Origin of the sequence: Nonomuraea thailandensis, from assembly GCF_024172165.1 — a bacterium.
Lineage (GTDB): Bacteria > Actinomycetota > Actinomycetes > Streptosporangiales > Streptosporangiaceae > Nonomuraea > Nonomuraea thailandensis.
Map to the genome: position 1 here is coordinate 7,853,440 of NZ_JAMZEB010000002.1, position 17,743 is coordinate 7,871,182.

Annotated in this window: 18 protein-coding genes; 10 read left to right on the forward strand and 8 right to left on the reverse strand. The window is 72.3% G+C overall.

What is annotated here, in order from left to right; all coding sequences use genetic code 11:
- Positions 1-7 precede the first annotated feature (7 nt).
- The 3 genes from HD597_RS39815 to HD597_RS39825 form a co-directional block, all read right to left on the reverse strand.
- Positions 8-874 (reverse strand): hypothetical protein, encoded by an 867-nt coding sequence (locus HD597_RS39815; RefSeq protein ID WP_253749434.1) that lies wholly within the window; start codon positions 872-874, stop codon positions 8-10.
- Complete coding sequence (locus HD597_RS39820; RefSeq protein ID WP_253749436.1) at positions 871-1,404, reverse strand: RNA polymerase sigma factor; 534 nt, start codon at positions 1,402-1,404, stop codon at positions 871-873. The genes HD597_RS39815 and HD597_RS39820 overlap by 4 nt, the downstream gene beginning before the upstream one ends.
- Positions 1,405-1,489: 85 nt before the next feature.
- The gene (locus tag HD597_RS39825) at positions 1,490-2,560 is read right to left on the reverse strand and encodes a thiolase C-terminal domain-containing protein (protein ID WP_253749438.1); all 1,071 of its coding nucleotides are present in this window, start codon (positions 2,558-2,560) and stop codon (positions 1,490-1,492) included.
- Between the two features lie 331 nt (positions 2,561-2,891).
- Between HD597_RS39825 and HD597_RS39830 the strand changes: the two genes are divergently transcribed.
- Positions 2,892-3,740, forward strand: a complete 849-nt coding sequence (locus HD597_RS39830; RefSeq protein ID WP_276083139.1) for a LysR family transcriptional regulator — start codon at positions 2,892-2,894, stop codon at positions 3,738-3,740.
- Positions 3,741-3,755: 15 nt separating this feature from the next.
- A complete protein-coding gene (locus HD597_RS39835) occupies positions 3,756-4,376 on the forward strand; it encodes a MerR family transcriptional regulator (RefSeq protein ID WP_253749442.1) in 621 nt (206 codons plus the stop codon).
- A 58-nt stretch (positions 4,377-4,434) separates the two neighbouring features.
- Here HD597_RS39835 and HD597_RS39840 read toward each other — a convergent pair whose 3' ends face one another.
- A complete protein-coding gene (locus tag HD597_RS39840) occupies positions 4,435-5,322 on the reverse strand; it encodes a hypothetical protein (RefSeq protein WP_253749444.1) in 888 nt (295 codons plus the stop codon).
- Positions 5,323-5,414: 92 nt separating this feature from the next.
- Between HD597_RS39840 and HD597_RS39845 the strand changes: the two genes are divergently transcribed.
- Positions 5,415-5,822 (forward strand): TIGR03668 family PPOX class F420-dependent oxidoreductase, encoded by a 408-nt coding sequence (locus HD597_RS39845; RefSeq protein WP_253749446.1) that lies wholly within the window; start codon positions 5,415-5,417, stop codon positions 5,820-5,822.
- On the opposite strand, the gene HD597_RS39850 is transcribed toward HD597_RS39845, so the two are convergent.
- The gene (locus HD597_RS39850; RefSeq protein ID WP_253749448.1) at positions 5,812-6,486 is read right to left on the reverse strand and encodes a ThuA domain-containing protein; all 675 of its coding nucleotides are present in this window, start codon (positions 6,484-6,486) and stop codon (positions 5,812-5,814) included. The genes HD597_RS39845 and HD597_RS39850 overlap by 11 nt on opposite strands.
- Before the next feature lie 95 nt (positions 6,487-6,581).
- Between HD597_RS39850 and HD597_RS39855 the strand changes: the two genes are divergently transcribed.
- Both HD597_RS39855 and HD597_RS39860 read left to right on the forward strand, forming a co-directional pair.
- Complete coding sequence (locus HD597_RS39855) at positions 6,582-7,439, forward strand: RNA polymerase sigma-70 factor (RefSeq protein WP_253759668.1); 858 nt, start codon at positions 6,582-6,584, stop codon at positions 7,437-7,439.
- A 23-nt stretch (positions 7,440-7,462) separates the two neighbouring features.
- Positions 7,463-8,224 carry an SDR family NAD(P)-dependent oxidoreductase gene (locus HD597_RS39860; RefSeq protein ID WP_253749450.1) on the forward strand — a complete coding sequence of 254 codons (762 nt, stop codon included), beginning with the start codon at positions 7,463-7,465 and terminating at the stop codon, positions 8,222-8,224.
- Here HD597_RS39860 and HD597_RS39865 read toward each other — a convergent pair.
- Positions 8,214-8,786, reverse strand: a complete 573-nt coding sequence (locus tag HD597_RS39865; RefSeq protein WP_253749452.1) for a TetR/AcrR family transcriptional regulator — start codon at positions 8,784-8,786, stop codon at positions 8,214-8,216. The genes HD597_RS39860 and HD597_RS39865 overlap by 11 nt on opposite strands.
- A gap of 85 nt (positions 8,787-8,871) precedes the next feature.
- Here HD597_RS39865 and HD597_RS39870 point away from each other — a divergent pair, with 85 nt between their 5' ends.
- Both HD597_RS39870 and HD597_RS39875 read left to right on the forward strand, forming a co-directional pair.
- Positions 8,872-10,521: an NAD(P)/FAD-dependent oxidoreductase gene (locus HD597_RS39870; RefSeq protein ID WP_253749454.1), complete on the forward strand. Its 1,650-nt coding sequence runs from the start codon at positions 8,872-8,874 to the stop codon at positions 10,519-10,521.
- Complete coding sequence (locus HD597_RS39875) at positions 10,518-11,939, forward strand: ATP-binding protein (protein WP_253749457.1); 1,422 nt, start codon at positions 10,518-10,520, stop codon at positions 11,937-11,939. The genes HD597_RS39870 and HD597_RS39875 overlap by 4 nt, the downstream gene beginning before the upstream one ends.
- Before the next feature lie 67 nt (positions 11,940-12,006).
- On the opposite strand, the gene HD597_RS39880 is transcribed toward HD597_RS39875, so the two are convergent.
- Positions 12,007-13,023 (reverse strand): ROK family transcriptional regulator, encoded by a 1,017-nt coding sequence (locus HD597_RS39880; protein WP_253749459.1) that lies wholly within the window; start codon positions 13,021-13,023, stop codon positions 12,007-12,009.
- Positions 13,024-13,097: 74 nt separating this feature from the next.
- On the opposite strand from HD597_RS39880, the gene HD597_RS39885 reads away from it, so the two are divergent.
- Positions 13,098-14,285 (forward strand): MFS transporter, encoded by a 1,188-nt coding sequence (locus tag HD597_RS39885; RefSeq protein WP_253749461.1) that lies wholly within the window; start codon positions 13,098-13,100, stop codon positions 14,283-14,285.
- 4 nt (positions 14,286-14,289) lie between these two features.
- Here the strand turns inward: HD597_RS39885 and cpt are convergent, their stop codons facing one another.
- A complete protein-coding gene (cpt, locus tag HD597_RS39890) occupies positions 14,290-14,820 on the reverse strand; it encodes a chloramphenicol phosphotransferase CPT (RefSeq protein WP_253749463.1) in 531 nt (176 codons plus the stop codon).
- 97 nt (positions 14,821-14,917) lie between these two features.
- Here cpt and HD597_RS39895 point away from each other — a divergent pair, with 97 nt between their 5' ends.
- Together HD597_RS39895 and HD597_RS39900 are read left to right on the forward strand one after the other, a co-directional pair.
- Positions 14,918-15,988, forward strand: coding sequence for an LLM class flavin-dependent oxidoreductase (locus HD597_RS39895; RefSeq protein WP_253749465.1), 1,071 nt, complete (start codon positions 14,918-14,920; stop codon positions 15,986-15,988).
- A gap of 2 nt (positions 15,989-15,990) precedes the next feature.
- Positions 15,991-17,475: an AMP-binding protein gene (locus HD597_RS39900; protein ID WP_253749467.1), complete on the forward strand. Its 1,485-nt coding sequence runs from the start codon at positions 15,991-15,993 to the stop codon at positions 17,473-17,475.
- Positions 17,476-17,743 lie beyond the last annotated feature (268 nt).

Here is a 17,743-nt window from a genome sequence, read left to right on the forward strand (position 1 = left end):
AGGCCCCTCACCCCACCGGAGGCTCGACGTCCCCGTAGACGGGGTTCTTCGGCAGGCGCTCCTTGGTGACCAGCAGCCGCACCACACCGGCGGCCACCGACTCGGCCTCCCAGACGAACCAGTCGTCCCGGACCCCGGCCGAGCTGTCGCCGGGCCTGACGGAGTAGCCCTCGTGGTTCTCATGGGGCCTGATCACCTGGAAGGTCGTTCGCACGCCCCGCCTGCGGGCCTCCTCGTTCAGCTCACCCACGGTGCGCCCGCTGACCTTGACGCCCTCCAGCGGCTCCCCCTTGGCGTTGGCCCGCCCGGGCAGGTCGTACGCCTCCCCCGGCCTGGCCAGGCGCCCGAACTTGACCCACGCCCCGCCGTCCGCCCCGACCGGCACCCGGATCACCAGGGCGCATCCGGGCGGACCCGGCTCGCAACCCTCGGGTTCGGTGGCGGTCGAGATGCTCGCGCCGGACCCGCCCATCTGGAGCATCTGCCCGGCCCGGCTCGGCGCGGTGGGCACGATCCGCACCTGGACGTCCAGCCCCACCGCCGCGAACCCCCGGGTGTACTTCTCGTGCTCGGCGTAGGGGTCCTTGATCCGGGCCACCCATTCGCCGCCTTCCTGCGTGATGTCCAGCTCGGCGCTGGCGTAGGACACGGTGGCCCCCCCTGTCACGTTCACGACCGTCGCCCCGGCGGCCAGGGCCAGGGCGGCGGCGACGCTCAGCAGCAGACGCCTGGCGCCCCGGCGCGGCGGCCGGGCGGCCCGGGGTCCGGGGTGCTCGGCGGTGATCGCCTCGAACAGTGCCCGCGCCCCCGCGCCGGACGCCTGCCCGGACAGTTCCTCGTCCCGGATCCTGGCGAGGTTGCTCAGCTCGTTCATATGAACTCCACAGCGAAGCCGTCGGCCGTGATCCCGGCGTTGGACAGGGCCTTGGACAGGCGCTTGCGGGCGCGATGCAGGCGGATGCGCGCGGCGTTGCGCGAGCAGCCCAGCACCCGGGCGATCTCCCCGCGGTCCAGCCCCTCCCAGGCGACCAGCGAGATCAGCTCGCGGTCGTCGTCGGACAGCTCGCGGAACGCGCGGGCGATCGCGCTCACCTCGATGCTGTCCTCGGGCGAGCGGGCGTAAAGGTCCGCGACGTCGGTGTCGAGCGGGACGCTGCCGTGCCGGTGCCTGGCCAGGCCGCGGCGGTGGTTGGCCAGCACGTTCCGCGCGACGCCGTACAACCAGAGCCTGGCCTCGCCGCCGGCCGGCAGCGCGTCGAAGCGGCGCCAGGCGATGGCGAACGTCTCCGCCACCACGTCCGCCGCGTCCTCGGGGGACTCGCAGCGGCGTACGGCGTAGCCGAGTATGTGCTCGTACGTCTGCTTGTAGACGGCCTCGAACCGGTGCTTCCGGTCGTCATCCACGGGCGGTCCCCATGGTCGGCCTCCTCGGGCTCGGGGTTGGAACACCCCGTACATGTCGAGGGAACCATCAGCATTTCAGCTGATCTCACCGTACGAGCAACGCCGCGCTCCCGTAGCTGCCGCCGAACCCCGTCACCAGCGCCACCTCGCCCGCCGAGCGCAGCTCGCGCACGGCCTGGGCCACGTTGTTCAGCCCGTGCACGTACCCCTCGGACAGCAGCCCGCCGTGCGGGTTCACCCACGCGTGGCGGCGCTCCAGCAGGTACGCCCCCAGCTCCTCCCGCGTCACCAGCCCGAAGTCCTCCAGCTGCCGCGGCACCAGCCACGAGTACGCGTCGTACGGCAGCGCCACGTCCACGTCCGACGGCCGCATGCCGGACGCCTCCCAGAGCATGGGGGCCACGTACGCCGAGAAGACGGCCGTGACGTCGGGCGCGCGGTCCATCGACGAGCAGCCCGGCCCGCCCCCGCGCACCACGGCCCGCACGCGTGGCCCGTCCAGCACGCCGCTGACCAGCAGGGCGCAGGCCCCGTCGGTCTCCTGGCAGCAGTCGGCGGTGCGCAGCGGGGTGCAGACGTACGGCCTGGACAGGTAGTCGGCGAGTTCGAGCGGCTCGCGGCGCAGGGCGCGGGGGTTGGCCTTGGCGTTCTGCCTGGACTGGGCGACGACGGCGTGCAGGTGCTCGGCGGTGAGCCCGGTCTCGTGCAGGTAGCGGGTGGCGGCCAGGGCGAACAGCGGGACGGGGCCGGCCAGCCCGTACGTGTAGCGCTCCTGGGGGCCGGTGGAGACGGTGTTCATGCGCCTGCCCGAGCGGCCGTTGAGCGCCCGGTAGACGAGGATGTTGCGGGCCAGGCCGCAGTGGACGAGCATGGCCGCGTCGCCCAGGATCGAGGCCGCCTGCGTGCCGCCGCCGGCGATGTCGTTGTGCCAGCCGAGCCGTTCGACGCCGAGGGCCCTGGCGACCTGGACGACGGGCGCGGAGTCGTTCAGGTGGTAGCTGAGGACGGCGTCCACCTCGCGCGGCGCGATCCCGGCGTCCGCGCACGCGGCCCGGCACGCCTCGGTCGCCAGCTCCAGCTCGCTGCGGCCCGACTCCCTGCTCAGGGCCGTCATCCCGATCCCGGCGACGGCCGCCCGCCCCGCGAAAGGCTGCATGACCCTTCCTCCCGCCCGCGCGCGACTGATCGCCCGTCACGCTAGCCCGATGGACGACGCTAGGCAAGCGCTTGCTTGGCTACGGATGAGCATCCGCCCTGTTTCACCCGGCCGAATTTCGGGCGGCCCTAATAGCGATATTTCCCGCTCCACGACATTCGCCGCGCATTCCGGCTCATCGCCGCCTCGTCCGCCTGACCTGCACAGAGCTGCTAAAAGCAGGAAATATCCATACATATGGGTGACTGGGCATCTTCACGGAAGCTAGCCCCTCTTGTAATACGGAGGTGTGATCTCCCGATAGCTCATCATCATGACGCCGAGGTGAGCGATGGATCTACGCTATGTCCGGTATGCGATGGCAATCGCACGCGCAGGCAGCCTTCGCCGGGCCGCCGCCGCGCTGCACATCGCGCAGCCCACGCTGTCGGAACAGCTCAGGGCGCTGGAGAAGGAGATCGGCGTCGAGCTGTTCAGCCGCTCGTCGAGCGGGGTGACGCTGACCGAGGCGGGCGAGGCCTTCCTGGCCCAGGCGACCGTCGCCCTCGACGCCTTCGAGCGGGCCGTGGCCGCCGCCAGGTGCACGGGCGAGACGGCCCGCCTGGGCGTGGCCGACGGCCTGGCGGACGTCGCCGCCCGCCTGCTCTCCCAGCTCCACTCCAGCCGCCTGCGCATGGCGCCCATGGGCACGGCCGAGCAGATCGTCTCGATCGCGGACGGCGCGCTGCAGGCGGGGCTCGGTTACGCGCCCGGCTCGCTGCCGCGCGGGGTGGGCCGGATGCTCATCCACCGATTCCCGGTGCGCGCGCTGCTGCACCGCGAGCATCCCCTGGCCCAGTACGAGGCGCTGTCGCTGTCGGACCTGGCGGGCGAGCCGCTGCTCATGCCGGAGTCCGACGCCGTCGCCGGGGCCCGCCGGTTCCTGGAGGCGTTCGTCCGCCAGCGCCTGCACCCCCGCCTGGGGCCGTCGGCGGCCGGCCACGACCTGGTCGTCAACATGGTGCAGGAGGGCACGGGCTACGCTTTGTGCGTGCGCGAGGGCACCACGGTGCCCGACACCCTGGTGTTCGTCCCGATCAAGGAGGACGTGCCGCCGCTGGAGGTGGTCTTCCTGTGGAACCGTCAGGCCGACGTGCACGAGCTCGTGAGCGCGGCCCGGCACCTGGCACGATCTGGATAGCTCTATTATCTAACGATGCGGATCTCCGAACTCAGCGCCAGGTCCGGGGTGGCCATCCCCACGATCAAGTACTACCTGCGCGAAGGCATGCTCCACCAGGGCGAGCAGACGGCCGCCACCAGAGCCGAGTACGACGAGACGCATCTGCGCAGGCTCCGCCTGATCCGGGCCCTGCTCGACGTGGGCCGGCTCTCCGTGGCCTCGATCAAGAAGATCGTGGCCGCCGTCGAGGACGAGTCGCTGCCCGTGCACCAGATGCTCGGGACTGCTCACTGGGCGCTCAGCCCGGCCGTCGAGCCCGAGCCCGGCGAGGAGTGGCAGGCCGCCCGCGCCGAGGTGGACGCGTTCGTCGCGGACCTGGGCTGGGACGTGCACCCCGACGCCCCCACCCGGGACGAGCTGGCCCAGACGCTGGTCAGGATGCGCCAGCTCGGCGTGCCCGTCGACCTGGCGCCGTACGTCGAGGTGGCGCGCAGGCTGGTGGCGGAGGTGGAGATGGACAGCATCCCGTTCGACGGCCCGCGCGACGCCGCCGTGGAGGCGCTGGTGCTCGGCACGGTCCTGTACGGCAGGGCGCTCGACACGCTGCGCCGCATGGCCCAGGAGTCCGAGTCGGCCAAACGCCTGGCACGCTGACCGGGCCGCCGGACGCCGACCGGGCCGGACCCCTGCCCGACCGGGCCGGGCCCGGCGTTCAGACGAGCCCGTTCGCCCGCAGGATCCGCACGGCGCTGACCGTGGCGGCGCCGCGCCACTCCAGCGATCCGGCAGGTGAGATCCGCGCGTAGTCCACGGTCCAGCCGCCGTCGTCCCGCTGCTCCCCCGCCAGCCTGACGAGGTCGGCCGCGATCACCTCGGGGTCGAACAGGTCGCGCGTCGGCCGCCCGGGGAACGGCGCGAAGTCCAGCGGGCGCAGGGCCTCGTTCTCGGTGCCGCCGGCGACGGGCACCCGGCCGTCCTCGGGGATGAGGCCGCCGAGCCGCTTGAGCAGGTCGGCCGCGCGGGGCTGGGTGTCGTACACGGAGTCGAGGAAGCGCACCGCGAACAGCAGCACGTACGCGGGCGGCGGCTCCTCCAGCGCCTGGATCGTGTCGAGGCAGTACCGGGTGGCCCGCCCCAGCCACGGGTGCGCGGCCACGGCCGGGTCGTGGGCGGCCACGCGGTGCGCGACGGCCGCGGTGATGGCGGTGATCTGCAGGGACGAGGTGGTCGCGTCGCCGCCCGACCACCAGGGCGCGGTGGCCGTGGAGAGCGTCAGCGGCAGCGAGAACGGCAGCCCGCCGTCGGGCAGCGTCACCGTGTCCAGCCAGTCGCACAGCGCGGCGGCGTGCGGCGAGGTGACCGGGGCGGCCTCCTCGAACACCTCGAAGGCGTGCAGCGCGGCGCCCGGCTGGCTCTCGGGCGAGCGCAGGTCCGGCTCCAGCCCCCAGCCGTAGCCGCCGTCGGCGTTGCGGTAACCCTCCAGGGCCGCCAGCGCGCCGGCCGCGTCGCCCGCGCCGGTGAGCAGGTCGTAGCGGCGGCGGTCGAGGACCCGCCCGTGCCCGGCCAGGAAACCTGGGATCAGGGAAAGGTTCACGTTCATGCGGTCATCGTGCCCAGATCGGCGCCGGTCGGTCTTGTAGGTTCCGGACACGCCGCGGGGTCCGGACGCGCCGGTGGTGCCACCATGGCGGCATGACCTGCGATCTCCAGCGGCTCGGCGCGCAGCGGGTGGCGCGGCTGGCCTGGATCGGCCCCGACGGCGCGCCCCGTCTGGTGCCCATCACGTTCGCGCTGCTCGGCACGAGGATCGTGACGGCGGTCGACCACAAGCCGAAGACGACGACGCGGCTCAGGCGGCTCAGCCACATCAGGGCCAACCCCGCCGTGAGCGTGCTCGCCGACCACTACGAGGACGACTGGACCCGGCTGTGGTGGGTGCGGGCCGACGGGCAGGCCGCCGTCCTGGAGCAGGGGGACGACCGCGAGCGGGCGCTCGACGCGCTGGTGGCCAAGTACGCGCAGTACCGCGAGCGCCGGCCCGCCGGCCCCGTCATCCTCGTCGAGGTGACCAGGTGGAGCGGCTGGTCCGCTACTCCGTGATCGTGACCGGCCGCTTGAGCAGCCACAGCGCCGCCCGCTGCAGCAGTGTCCGGTGCACCTCGTTGTCGTAGGAGCGCGTGTCGTGCCCCAGCGCGTCGTAGAACACCCGCCCGCGCCGCACCGGCCGCGCCCAGATGAGCGGCTGGCCGTTGGAGGAGGCCAGCGGCTCGACGTCGGGCAGCACGTCGAGGTCGCTGTAGACCTCGTCCACCACGTCGAAGTCGCGCAGCCCGTCGACCACCGGATGCTCGCCGTGCACCCGCACGCCGGTCCAGCCCAGCGGGGGGTGGTGGGACTTGGGCCAGGTCCAGCAGCCGCCCAGGACGCGCGGCCAGCCCTGCCAGTCGTCGAAGCAGATCGACGCCGAGTGCATGCACAGCAGCCCGCCGCCCCGGTCGAGGTGGTCGAGCAGGGTGGTGCGGGCCTGCGCCGGTAAGGCGAAGCGCCACTGGTCGCGCAGGTCGGCGAAGCGGTCCTGGGTCATCTGCCAGCGCAGCGCGTTGACGGTGATGAGCTGGACCTCCGACGGCTCGCTGAGCGCGCCCGCGATGTCCTCGGTGATCTCCGACTCGACCCCCACCTCGGCCAGCACCTCCGCGAGCGCGGCCGACGTGGCGGCGAAGTCGTGGAACAGGCCTCCTGACAGGATCAGATTTCTCGCCACTCGCCCAGCTCATCATGCTTGTCGCTGGTTTTCCACCCGTTGGCGGGGAAACCAGCGGCCCCCCGGCACGCCCCCCGCCTCGGTGACAGGGCATGATGCCGAGCGTGGACGACTTCGAGGAGCACAGGCCGATGCTGCTCGGGCTGGCCTACCGCCTGCTCGGCAGCATGTGGGACGCCGAGGACGTGGTGCAGGAGGCCTGGCTGCGCTGGCAGGCCACCGACCACGCCGGGATCAGGGAGCCGCGGGCGTTCCTGGTGACCGTGGTCTCGCGGCTCGCGCTCGACCAGCTCCGCTCCGCGCGGGTCAAGCGGGAGGCCTACACCGGGCCGTGGCTGCCGGAGCCGGTCGAGACCGCGCAGGCGGGGCCGCTGGACACGGCGGAGCTGCGCGACACGGTGTCGTACGCGACGCTGCACATGATGGAGCGGCTCTCGCCGCCGGAGCGGGCGGTGTTCGTGCTGCGGGAGGCGTTCGAGCTGCCGTACGACCAGATCGCCGAGATCGTCGGCTCCTCGGTCGCCAACGCCCGGCAGATGCACCACCGGGCCTCCGTGCGGCTGTCCGAGGGGCGTGACCGGTTCCGGCCGTCCAGCGAGGAGCACGCCGAGCTGCTGACGACGTTCATGCGGGCGGCCGGGGGCGGCGACCTGGCCGCGCTCACCGAGCTGCTGCACGAGGACGTCGTGGCCTACAACGACGGCGGCGGCAAGGTCAGGGCGGCGCTGCGGCCGATACTCGGGCGCGACAAGGTCGCCTCGTTCCTGCTCGGGCTGGTGGCGCGCTACGACTTCAAGGACGTGCGGATGGTCGAGGTCAACGGCCTGCCCGCGTTCGCCACCCAGGTGGGCGGGCACCGGCAGCTCGTCATGATCGGCATCCGCGACGGGCACATCAGCGAGATCTACGGCGTCCTGAACCCCGACAAGCTCGCACACGTGCGCCTGACCTGAGCGGGCGATCTATAGTCGCCCCTATGGATCTCGGCATCTCTGGCAAGGTCGCACTCGTCACCGGAGGCAGCGCGGGCATCGGGCTCGCCGCCGCCAAGAGCCTGGCGCGGGAGGGCTGCGACGTGTGCGTCAGCGCCCGCGACCCGGAGAAGCTCGCGGACGCGGTGGTGGAGCTGCAGGAGTTCGGCAAGGTCGTGCACGCGGTGCTGGCCGACGTGGAGGATCCGGCCGCGGCCCGCCGGCTGGCCGAGGAGACGCGCGACGTGCTCGGGCCGGTCGACATCCTCGTCGCCAACGCGGGCGGGCCGCCGGCGGGCCGGTTCGACGCGGTCGGGCTCGACGACTGGGACGTCGCCGTCCAGCGCAACCTGCTCGGCACCGTACGCCTGATCCACGCGGTGCTGCCGGAGATGCGCTCGCGCGGCTGGGGCCGGATCGTCACGATCACCAGCAGGTCGGCCAGGGAGGCGCTGGACAACCTGGCCCTGTCGAACGCCATGCGCTCCGCGGTCGCCGGCGTCGTGCGCACGCTGGCCCGCGAGGTGGGGCGCGACGGCGTGCGGGTCAACAACGTCATGCCCGGCCCCATCGAGACCGACCGGCTGCGCGAGCTGTCGGGCGGCGCGGAGGCACTGCGCGAGCGGGGCGAGAGCGTGCCGGTGGGCCGCATCGGGCGGCCTGAGGAGGTGGGCGACGTGGTCGCGTTCCTGGCCAGCGAGCGGGCGTCGTTCGTGAACGGGGTCTCGCTGCTGGTGGACGGCGGGGAGAGCCGCGTCATCTCCTGAACAGGGTGTCGACGATCGAGGCGGCCCAGGTGGCGTCGTCGTCGGGCAGATCGACGAAGTGCGCCAGGTTCGCCCGGTGGAAGCAGGCGCCCATCAGCAGCGACGCGGCGGCGCCCGGGTCGAGGCCGGGCCCGATCCGGCCCGCCTGCCGCTCGGCCCGCAGGATCTCGGCCAGCGCCAGGACGGGCAGGTGCGGGCCGAGGTCGTTCTTGGCCAGCATGCTCCTGAACCCGGCCATGAGCGGCGGATCGCCCAGCACGCCCCCGGCGACGGCCGCGGCCCTGGTGTAGAACTCCAGGGCCGTGCGGGTGAACTCGACCAGGCCGGCCCTGAGATCCCTCTCCCCCACGCCGAGCCGCAGCTTCGTCAGGGCCGGGCCGAGCGCGGGCATGCGCTCCAGCAGCACGGCCAGGAAGAGCTCCTCCTTGCCGGCGAAGTGCTTGTAGAGCAGCGCCTCGGAGCAGGACGCCCGCTGGGCGATGCGTTTGGTGGTGGCCCCCGCGATGCCGTACTCGTGAATCGCCTGCTCAGCCGCGTCGATGATGCGGTCGCGTGTGCCCATCCGCCCATGATATGAGCGCGTGCTCACCCACACGGGGGTACATGACATCCTCTGAGGAGGAAGACCTTGAAGAAGGGCGTGGGGCATGGACAAGCCGGTCATCGTGACGGTGGATGATGATCCAGGTGTCTCTCGGGCGGTCGCCCGCGACCTGAGGCGCCGTTACGGGCAGGAATACCGGATCGTGCGCGCGGAGACCGCCAGGGACGGCATCGACGCGGTTCGGGAGATGCGGTTGCGCGGCGACGAGGTGGCGGCCATCCTGGCCGACTACCGGATGCCGCAGATGAACGGCGTGCAGTTCCTGGAAGCCGCGATGGACATGTATCCGTACGCGCGCCGCGTGCTGCTGACCGCCTACGCCGACACCGACGCGGCGATCCAGGCGATCAACGTCGTCGATCTGGACCATTACCTGCTCAAGCCGTGGGACCCGCCGGAGGAGAAGTTCTATCCGGTGATCGACGGGCAGCTCGACGCCTGGTTGCGCACCGACCGGGTGGAGCGGTCGGAGCTGCGGGTGGTGGGCGACCGGTGGTCGGCGCAGTCGTACCGGGTGCGTGACTTCCTGGCCCGCAACCATGTGCCGTACCAGTGGATGCTGGCGGAGGACCCGGAGGGCGCGCAGCTGGTGAAGGCGGCGGGCGAGGGTTGTCACCTGCCTCTGGTGGTGACGTCCGACGGCACCACGCTGGAGTCGCCCGACCAGGCGACGCTGGCCACCGCGGTGGGGCTGTCGACGACGCCGGCCACCGACTTCTACGACCTGATCGTGGTGGGCGGCGGCCCCGCCGGGCTGGGCGCGGCCGTGTACGGCGCCTCGGAGGGGCTGAACACCGTGCTGGTGGAGGCGTACTCGTCGGGCGGGCAGGCGGGCCAGAGCTCCAGGATCGAGAACTACCTGGGCTTTCCCGACGGCGTCTCCGGCCAGCAGCTCGCCGACCGGGCGCGCAGGCAGGCGCTGAAGTTCGGGGCGGAGCTGCTGACGGCGCGGAAGGTGACGAGCCTGGAGCCGCGCGGGCAGGCGCGGGTGATCGGGTTCAAGGACGGCGGGGAGATCGCGGCCCACGCGGTGATCCTGGCCACGGGCGTGACCTACCGGCGGTTGGACGCGCCGGGGCTGGACGAGTTCGTGGGGCGCGGCGTCTTCTACGGCGCCGCGCTGACCGAGGCTCCGGCCTGCAAGAACACCGAGGTGTTCATCGTGGGCGCGGCCAACTCGGCGGGGCAGGCGGCCGTCTACCTGTCGGGATTCGCGAGCAAGGTCCACTTGTTGGTGAGAAGTGATGGTTTGGAGAAATCCATGTCTCACTACCTCATCGAGCAGATCGCCGCGATCCCCAACATCGAGGTGCACGTGGACACGCAGGTCGTCGCCGGGAGCGGTGACGGGCACCTGGAGCGGCTGACGCTGTCCACGAAGGGCGAGGAGCGCACGGTGGACGCGCAGTGGTTGTTCGTGTTCATCGGCGCGCAGCCGTACACCGAGTGGCTGGGCGAGACGATCGAGCGGGACGCGCGCGGGTTCGTGCTGACCGGGCCCGACCTGGTGCAGGGCGGGCGGCGGCCGCGCAACTGGCCGCTGCGGCGCGAGCCGTACTTCCTGGAGACGAACGTGCCGGGAGTGCTGGCCGCGGGCGACGTGCGCGCCGAATCGATCAAGAGGGTGGCCTCCGCCGTCGGGGAGGGCGCGATGGCCGTCGCGCTCGTGCATCGGTACCTGGAGAAGCAATGATCGACATAGACCAGCTGCGCAAGCTCTTCCTCTTCGAGCGGTTGTCCGACGAGCAGCTCACCAAGCTCGCGACGAGCGGTGCGGTGCAGACCTACGCGCAGGACGAGGACATCGTCCGGCAGGGCGAGCCCGCCGAGTGCTTCGCGGTGCTGCTGGAGGGCGAGATCCAGATGATCAGCGAGACGGTCAGCGCGGGCACCGTCGCGATGCCCCGCACCTCGCAGCCCGGCGTCTACGGCGGCGCCACCTCGGCCTACCTCGGCGACCGGGCACCGCAGACCTACCAGCACACGCTGCGCGCCACCGCGCCGTCGCGGATGTTCATGCTGCCGGCCAAGAAGTTCGCCTACATCGTGGCCGAGTGGTTCCCGATGGCGATGCACCTGCTCGACGGGCTGCTGTCCGGCGGGCGCATGCAGCGCGAGATCATCGACCGGCGGCAGCGGCTGACCGCGCTCGGCACGATCACGGCCGGGCTCACGCACGAGCTGAACAACCCGGCGGCGGCGGCCGTGCGGGCGGTGAGCGAGCTGCGCTCGCTGATCAAGACCTCGCGCTTCCAGCTCGCCCAGCTCGCCGAGGACGGCATCCCGCCCGACAAGCTGCGCGCGCTCATCGAGGCGCAGGAGGCGTGCACGAGCAACCTGGGCCAGCCGGACCAGCGCTCGCCGCTGGAGATCTCCGACGCCGAGGACGAGCTGGGCGAGGCGCTGGAGGAGGTGGGCGTCGAGGACGCGTGGGAGCTGGCCCCGGCGCTGGTCAACGCCGGTTTCACCAGCGCGTACCTGCAGAAGATCCGCACCAAGGTGGGCGCCGAGCACACGCCGAAGGCGCTGCACTGGCTGGCCGAGGCCATCGAGATCTCGCAGATGCTCAACGAGGTGACCGAGGCGACCGAGCGCATCACGACGCTGATCCGCTCGGCCAAGCAGTACTCCCAGATGGACCGGGCGCCGTTCCAGCAGGTGAACGTGCACGAGCTGCTCGACAGCACGGTGGCGATCTTCCGCGGCAAGATCCCGCCGGGCATCAGCGTGGTCACCGACTACGACCGCACGCTGCCCGACCTCCCCTGCTACGCGGGCGAGCTCAACCAGGTCTGGACGAACCTCATCCACAACGCGCTCGACGCGATGGGGCAGGAGGGCACGCTGACCATCCGCACCGCGTACGACGAGGACGAGGCGATCGTCGAGATCGGCGACACCGGCCCCGGCGTGCCCGAGGCGATCAAGGACCGCATCTTCGAGCCGTTCTTCACCACCAAGAGCGTCGGCGAGGGCACGGGCCTGGGCCTGGACATCTCCTACCGGATCGTGGCAGGCCGGCACGGCGGCGAGATCAAGGTGCGCTCGGTGCCGGGCGAGACCTGGTTCGAGGTACGGCTGCCGCTCAGGGAGCCCGCGGCCACCGCCTGAGCGCGCGGGGCGCCTGCCGGCCCCGTGTGACGGGTGAGCGGCCCGGTGGGTGAGAGCGCTCTCACCCTCAGCCGAAGACGTGGTCGCGCGCCAGGTCGAGGGCCGTCAGGACGGCGCCCTGCAGCACCGCGTTGCCCTCCACCGTGCTGGCGCGCACCTCGGTCGGGGCCGGCGACAGCTCGTGCAGGCGGGCGGCCACCTCGGCGGCCAGCTCGTCGCCGCCCGCCTGCCCGGCCTCTCCGCCCAGCACCACCAGGCCGGGATCCAGCAGCGTGACGAACGCGAAGACCCCCTGGGCGATCCGGTCGGCGAACCGGGCGCGGTCGAGGCCCCGCGCCACGCTCTCGGTCACCAGGTTGCAGAACGCGGTGCCGTCCACCTGGAGGAACCCGACCTCGCCGGCGCCGCCTGACGCCCCGCGGCGCAGCCGGCCGCCGAGCACGACGGCCGCCCCCACGCCGTCGCCCACCCACATCAGCACGAAGTCCTCGGCCCCCTGAGCGGCGCCGGTGCGCAGCTCGGCGATGGCGGCCAGGTTCACCTCGTTCTCCAGGACCAGCGGCAGGCCGAGCCGCTCGCGCCAGGCCGTCACCAGCCCGGCCCGCCAACCAGGCACGTCGTTGGCCGTCACCAGCTCGCCGTCGCGCGGCGCCACCAGCCCGGGCGCGCCGACCACGACGTTGTCGATCACCCGGTCGCCGGCGGCCTCGGCCAGCGTGCCGGCGACGAGGTCCACCAGGTCGCCGGTGACCGCCCGGCTCGTCCTGGCCACCACCCGCCCGGTGATGTCGGCGATCGCCACGGAGATCGTCTCCCGGCGCAGGTCCACCCCCGCCACGTGGGCACGACCCGCCACCAGCCCGTACACGCGCGCGTTCGGCCCCCGCCTGGTCTCGCCCGACTCGCCCGTGATCTCGATCAGCCCGCCCTGCGTGAGGCGCTCGATCAGGTCGGAGACGGTGGGCCTGGACAGCCCGGTCAGCTCGCGGAGCTGGGGGGCGGTGAGCGGGCCGCGTTCGAGCAGCAGGTCGAGGGCCAGGCGGTCGTTGATGGCGCGGGCCATGGCAGGGGTCGCGGTCTTCACGGTTCCCATAATAAGCAGGGAGCCTGCCTGAAAGCTCTTTTCATCAGGAAGCCTGCCTGATAGTTTCTTCACACATGAGCCATCATCGTGCGATCGCCACCGTTTTCGCCGTGCACGGCGCCATTGCCGGGACCTTGTCCACGCGCATCCCCTGGATCCAGGATCATCTGGCCCTCGACCCCGGCACCCTCGGCCTGGCGTTGCTCTGCCCGCCGATCGGCGCCTTCATCGGCATGCCCATGGCCGGGCGCGTGGCGTACCGCTTCGGCAGCCGGGCCGCCACCCGCGTCCTGCTGGCGATGTGGTGCGTGACCCTGACCCTGCCCGCGCTCGCGCCGTCGCCCGTCTGGTTGTTCGCCGTGTTCTTCGTGTCGGGGGTGGGCGCGGGGATGTCCGACATCACGATGAACGCCCACGCCGTCGTCCTCGAACGGCGGCTCGGCCGCTCGATCATGTCCGGGCTGCACGGCATGTGGGCCGTGGGCAGCCTGGCGGCCGGCGGGGTGGGCACCCTGGCCGCGCAGGCCGGCGTCGACGCCCGGATCCACCTCGGTGTGGCCGCCGCCGTCCTGCTCGTCGTGCACGGGCTGGCCGGGCGCGGCCTGCTCCGGGACGGCGAGGCCGGCGGTGCCGCCCCGGACGCCCCCGCGCCCCGGCGCTTCGCGCTGCCCTCGCGGGCGATCCTGCCGCTCGGCCTGGTCGGCTTCTGCGCCGTGTTCGCCGAAGGCGCCAGCGCGAACTGGGCCGCCGTCTACCTCACGCACGTCACCGACGCCGGTCCCGGCGTGGCCGCCGCCGGTTACACCGTCCTCATGCTGTGCATGGCGGGCACCCGCCTGATGGGCGACCGGGTCATCCGGCTGCTCGGCCCCGTGACGACCGTCAGGGCGGGCGGGATCGTGGCGGCGCTCGGCGGCGTCGCCGTGGTGACGGCCCGCACGCCCGCGCTCGGCATGGCCGGGTTCGCCCTGATCGGGCTGGGAGTGGCCGTGGTCATGCCGCTGGTGCTGGCGGCCGCCGGCAACGCGGTGACCAACGCGAGCGAGGGAGTGACGGGGGTGGCCACGATCACGTACATGTCGGGCATGATCGCCCCGCCGGTCACCGGCTGGCTGGCCGGCACGCTGTCCTATCCGGCCGCGTTCACGGTGATCACGGGTGTGGTGGTGGCGATGACGCTGCTCGCCCGGGTCGTACGGCCCTCGGGTGGCACGCCCCGGCAGCTCTCCGCCGGGGGCACGCTCGTGGGGACGCGGGACTGAGCCCCTACCGGACGTGCGCGGCGACGGCCCGCGCGGCCTCCAGGGGCTCCTGGTCCGTGGTGTCCACCTCCACGTCGTAACGCACGCCCTGGTGGACCACCTCGGCCTGCAGCTCGGCCATCCCCTGCGGCCGGTCCTGCCGGGCCAGCTCGCGCCGGGCGGCGACCGCGACGTCGCACCTGACGCCGACCCACAGGACGTCCAGGCCGGTCAGCGCCTTGTCCCACTCCTGCTGGGACGACGGCCCGCCGAGGAAGACGTCGTCGACGATGACCGGCGCGCCCGCGCGGGCCATCGCGGCGATCCCCTCCCGCCACGCGTGTTGCAGCCTACGGAAGCCGGGCCCGACGTTCACCTCGCCGTCGGAGCCGATCTCGATGCCCGAGCCCGAGGTCTGCATGGCGGCGGGCATCGCGTCCACCAGGTCGTCGATGGAGATGCTGAGCCACGGCTCCGGCAGGACGACCTGCAGGCTTCTGGCCATCGCCGACTTGCCGGCGCTGGAACCGCCGTTCAGCACGATCACTTGGGTCACAGCGCCACGGTAAGGGCTGCGCCGGGTGATGCGAAACCGCATTTCGGCTGATACGCTCCCAAGCGAGCGCTTGGTTTACCTGCTGAGGGGTTGCCGTATGAAGTTCTCGACCTTCCATCTCTTCCACCGGTTCGACGGGCAGAGCTTCAAGGAGGTCTACGACTACCACCTGGAGCTCATCGAGCTGGCCGAGGAGCTGGGGTTCGACGGGGTGCGGCTGGCCGAGCACCACTTCAGGGACTACGGGGTCGTACCCAACCTGTTCACCATGCTGGCCCACGCCGCCGCCAGGACCTCCAGGATCAGGCTCGGCACCGGCATCGTCGTGCTGCCGCTGCACAACCCCGTCCACGTCGCCGAGGAGGCCGCGCAGGTCGACGTGCTCTCGGGCGGGCGCCTGGAGCTGGGGATCGGGCGGGGGTACCAGAGCTTCGAGTTCGAGGGGTTCGGGATCGACCTGGCCGAGGCGCGCGACCGGTTCAACGAGGCGCTGGAGGTGATCGTCGGGCTCTGGACGCAGGAGGTCTACCAGCACGAGGGGAAGTTCTACCGGACCGGCGCCGAGGTGTCGCTCGTGCCCAGGCCGCTGCAGAGCCCGCACCCGCCGCTGCACGTGGCGGCCGTCTCGCCCGAGACCGTGACCATGTACGCCGAGCGCGGCCTGCCCATCCTGGCCGATCCGGCGGCGCCGTTCAGGAAGGTCGTGCAGGCGGCCGAGACGTGGCGGGAGACGGCCGCGCGGGCCGGGCACACCGACCCCCAGGACCTGGTGGTGGCCCGCAGCGTGTACGTCGCCCCCACCCTGGAGCAGGCCCGCGCCGACCAGGAGCGGTTCGAGGCGTCGTTCGACCGCTCGCGCATCTTCAACGAGCGCAGCGCCCCCATCGACCCCAGGACCGGCAGGGCCGCCCAGGGCTTCGAGTACTACCAGGACCGATACCTCAAGGGCGGCGCGCTCTCCGCCGACTTCCGGTGGGAGCAGCTGGAGGTGATCGGGGACCCGGCGCGCGTGATCGAGCAGATCTCGCTGCTCAGGGACGCCGGGTTCGGCAACCTCCTGTGCGACTTCGGCAGCACCAGGCCGATGCCGCTGGAGGACATGAAGCGGGTCATGCGCTTCTTCGCCGCCGAAGTCATGCCGGCCTTTGGAGCTCCTGAAGGAGACTGAAGATGATCCACAGCCTGTCCCTGTCAGACGTGCTCGCCGACCACGCCCGCAGCCGCCCCGAGGTGACGGCGGTGGTGGACGGCGAGCTGCGGCTCACCTACCCCGAGCTGGACGAGCGGGTGACCCGGCTGGCCGCGGCGCTGGAGCGGCTGGGGGTGTCCGCCGGCGACCGGGTGCTGTGGCTGGGGCAGAACGCGTACGCGGTGCTGGAGCTGCTGCTCGCCTGCTCCAGGCTGGGCGCGATCTGCTGCCCGGCGAACTGGCGGCAGTCGGCGGACGAGCTGCGCTTCGTGCTCTCCGACCTCACCCCCGCGGCCGTCTTCTGGGAGCGCTCGGAGACCACCGAGCAGCTGCGGGAGGAGAGCTGGGTCCAGGCGGGCGAGGAGTACGAGCGCCTGATCGCCGAGGCGCCCGCGCGGGACTTCCCCCAGGTCGCCGACACCGAGCCCGTCCTCGCCCTCTACACCGCCGCCTTCGCGGGCCGCCCGAGCGCCGCCCTGCTCAGCAACGCCGCGCTCGTCGCGCACGCCACGTCGCTCCTGGTCGTACGGCAGATGGAGCCTGGCTTCACCTTCCTCAACAACGGGCCGCTCTTCCACGTCGGCACCATGATGTTCTGCCTGGCCACCCTGCAGATCGGCGGCACGAACGTGTTCACGCCCGCGTTCGACCCCGAGGAGGTGTGCCAGCTGGTCGACGCCGAGCGGGTGACGCAGGCGTTCCTGTTCGGGGGCATGATCGACGCGGTGGCCAAGGCGAACGCGGGCGGCAAGTACGACCTGTCGTCACTGCGGTTCGTCGCCCACTCCGCCGAGTGGGACGACATGATCACCGTGGACGACTCGCCCTGGTGCCGGTCCAGGATGGGCGGGTACGGGCAGACCGAGGTGGGCGGCATGCTGACGTTCCTGGGGCTGGCGGAGGGCGGGGCGGGGTTCGCCGGGCGGCCGTCGCCGCTGGCGCAGGTGCGGATCCTGGCTCCGGACGGCGGCGAGGTGCCGGTGGGCGAGACCGGGGAGATCTGCGCCCGCGGCAAGACCCTCTTTTCCGGATATTTCGCCCGACCCGACTTAAATGCGGAAAAGACGGCGTACGGCTGGCACCACACCGGCGACCTCGGCCGGCGCGAGCCCGACGGCACCATCACCTTCATCGGCCCCAAGCTCCGGATGATCAAATCCGGGGCCGAGAACGTCTACCCGGCCGAGGTGGAGCGGGCGCTGAAGTCGCATCCCGCCGTCGCCGACGCCGCCGTCATCGGCGTCCCCGACCCCGACTGGCACCAGGCGGTCAAGGCCGTCGTGGCGCTGAAGCCCGGGGCCGAGGCCACCGCGGACGAGCTGGTGGAGCACGTCAGGGGGGTGCTGGCGGCGTACAAGCGGCCTCGGCACGTGACGTTCGTGGACGCCGTCCCCAAGCGCGGCTTCACCCCCGACTACGACGCCCTGGACGCCGCCCACGGCGGCGGCAACTACCCGGGCACCTGACCACCCACCGGCCGCACGGCCCGCCGGGCCACGCAAGCACGATCCGAACGAAGCGCACGCGAACCGGGCACTCGGGCGCGGGCACTCGGGCGCGGGCACTCGGGCGCGGACGGGCGCTCTGGTCGGACGGGCGCTCGGGTGCGGACGGGCGCTCTGGTCGGACGGGCGCTCGGGTGCGGGCGCTCACGGGCGGAACGCACCTGAGCGGAGCGCTGACGCGTGCAGCGCCACCCGCGAAGTCCCGCGAGCGGCGGGCGGCGCGGCAGGA

Bases quoted from the DNA above. Each gene is read 5' to 3' on its own strand.
- HD597_RS39830 (WP_276083139.1), top strand. From the start codon at position 2,892: ATGGATCTACGCTATGTCCGGTATGCGATGGCAATCGCACGCGCAGGC.
- HD597_RS39875 (WP_253749457.1), top strand. From the start codon at position 10,518: ATGATCGACATAGACCAGCTGCGCAAGCTCTTCCTCTTCGAGCGGTTG.
- HD597_RS39885 (WP_253749461.1), top strand. From the start codon at position 13,098: ATGAGCCATCATCGTGCGATCGCCACCGTTTTCGCCGTGCACGGCGCC.
- HD597_RS39825 (WP_253749438.1), bottom strand. From the start codon at position 2,560: ATGCAGCCTTTCGCGGGGCGGGCGGCCGTCGCCGGGATCGGGATGACG.
- HD597_RS39900 (WP_253749467.1), top strand. From the start codon at position 15,991: ATGATCCACAGCCTGTCCCTGTCAGACGTGCTCGCCGACCACGCCCGC.
- HD597_RS39860 (WP_253749450.1), top strand. From the start codon at position 7,463: ATGGATCTCGGCATCTCTGGCAAGGTCGCACTCGTCACCGGAGGCAGC.
- HD597_RS39840 (WP_253749444.1), bottom strand. From the start codon at position 5,322: ATGAACGTGAACCTTTCCCTGATCCCAGGTTTCCTGGCCGGGCACGGG.
- HD597_RS39845 (WP_253749446.1), top strand. From the start codon at position 5,415: ATGACCTGCGATCTCCAGCGGCTCGGCGCGCAGCGGGTGGCGCGGCTG.
- HD597_RS39895 (WP_253749465.1), top strand. From the start codon at position 14,918: ATGAAGTTCTCGACCTTCCATCTCTTCCACCGGTTCGACGGGCAGAGC.
- HD597_RS39855 (WP_253759668.1), top strand. From the start codon at position 6,582: ATGCCGAGCGTGGACGACTTCGAGGAGCACAGGCCGATGCTGCTCGGG.
- HD597_RS39815 (WP_253749434.1), bottom strand. From the start codon at position 874: ATGAACGAGCTGAGCAACCTCGCCAGGATCCGGGACGAGGAACTGTCC.
- HD597_RS39870 (WP_253749454.1), top strand. From the start codon at position 8,872: ATGGACAAGCCGGTCATCGTGACGGTGGATGATGATCCAGGTGTCTCT.
- HD597_RS39865 (WP_253749452.1), bottom strand. From the start codon at position 8,786: ATGGGCACACGCGACCGCATCATCGACGCGGCTGAGCAGGCGATTCAC.
- HD597_RS39835 (WP_253749442.1), top strand. From the start codon at position 3,756: ATGCGGATCTCCGAACTCAGCGCCAGGTCCGGGGTGGCCATCCCCACG.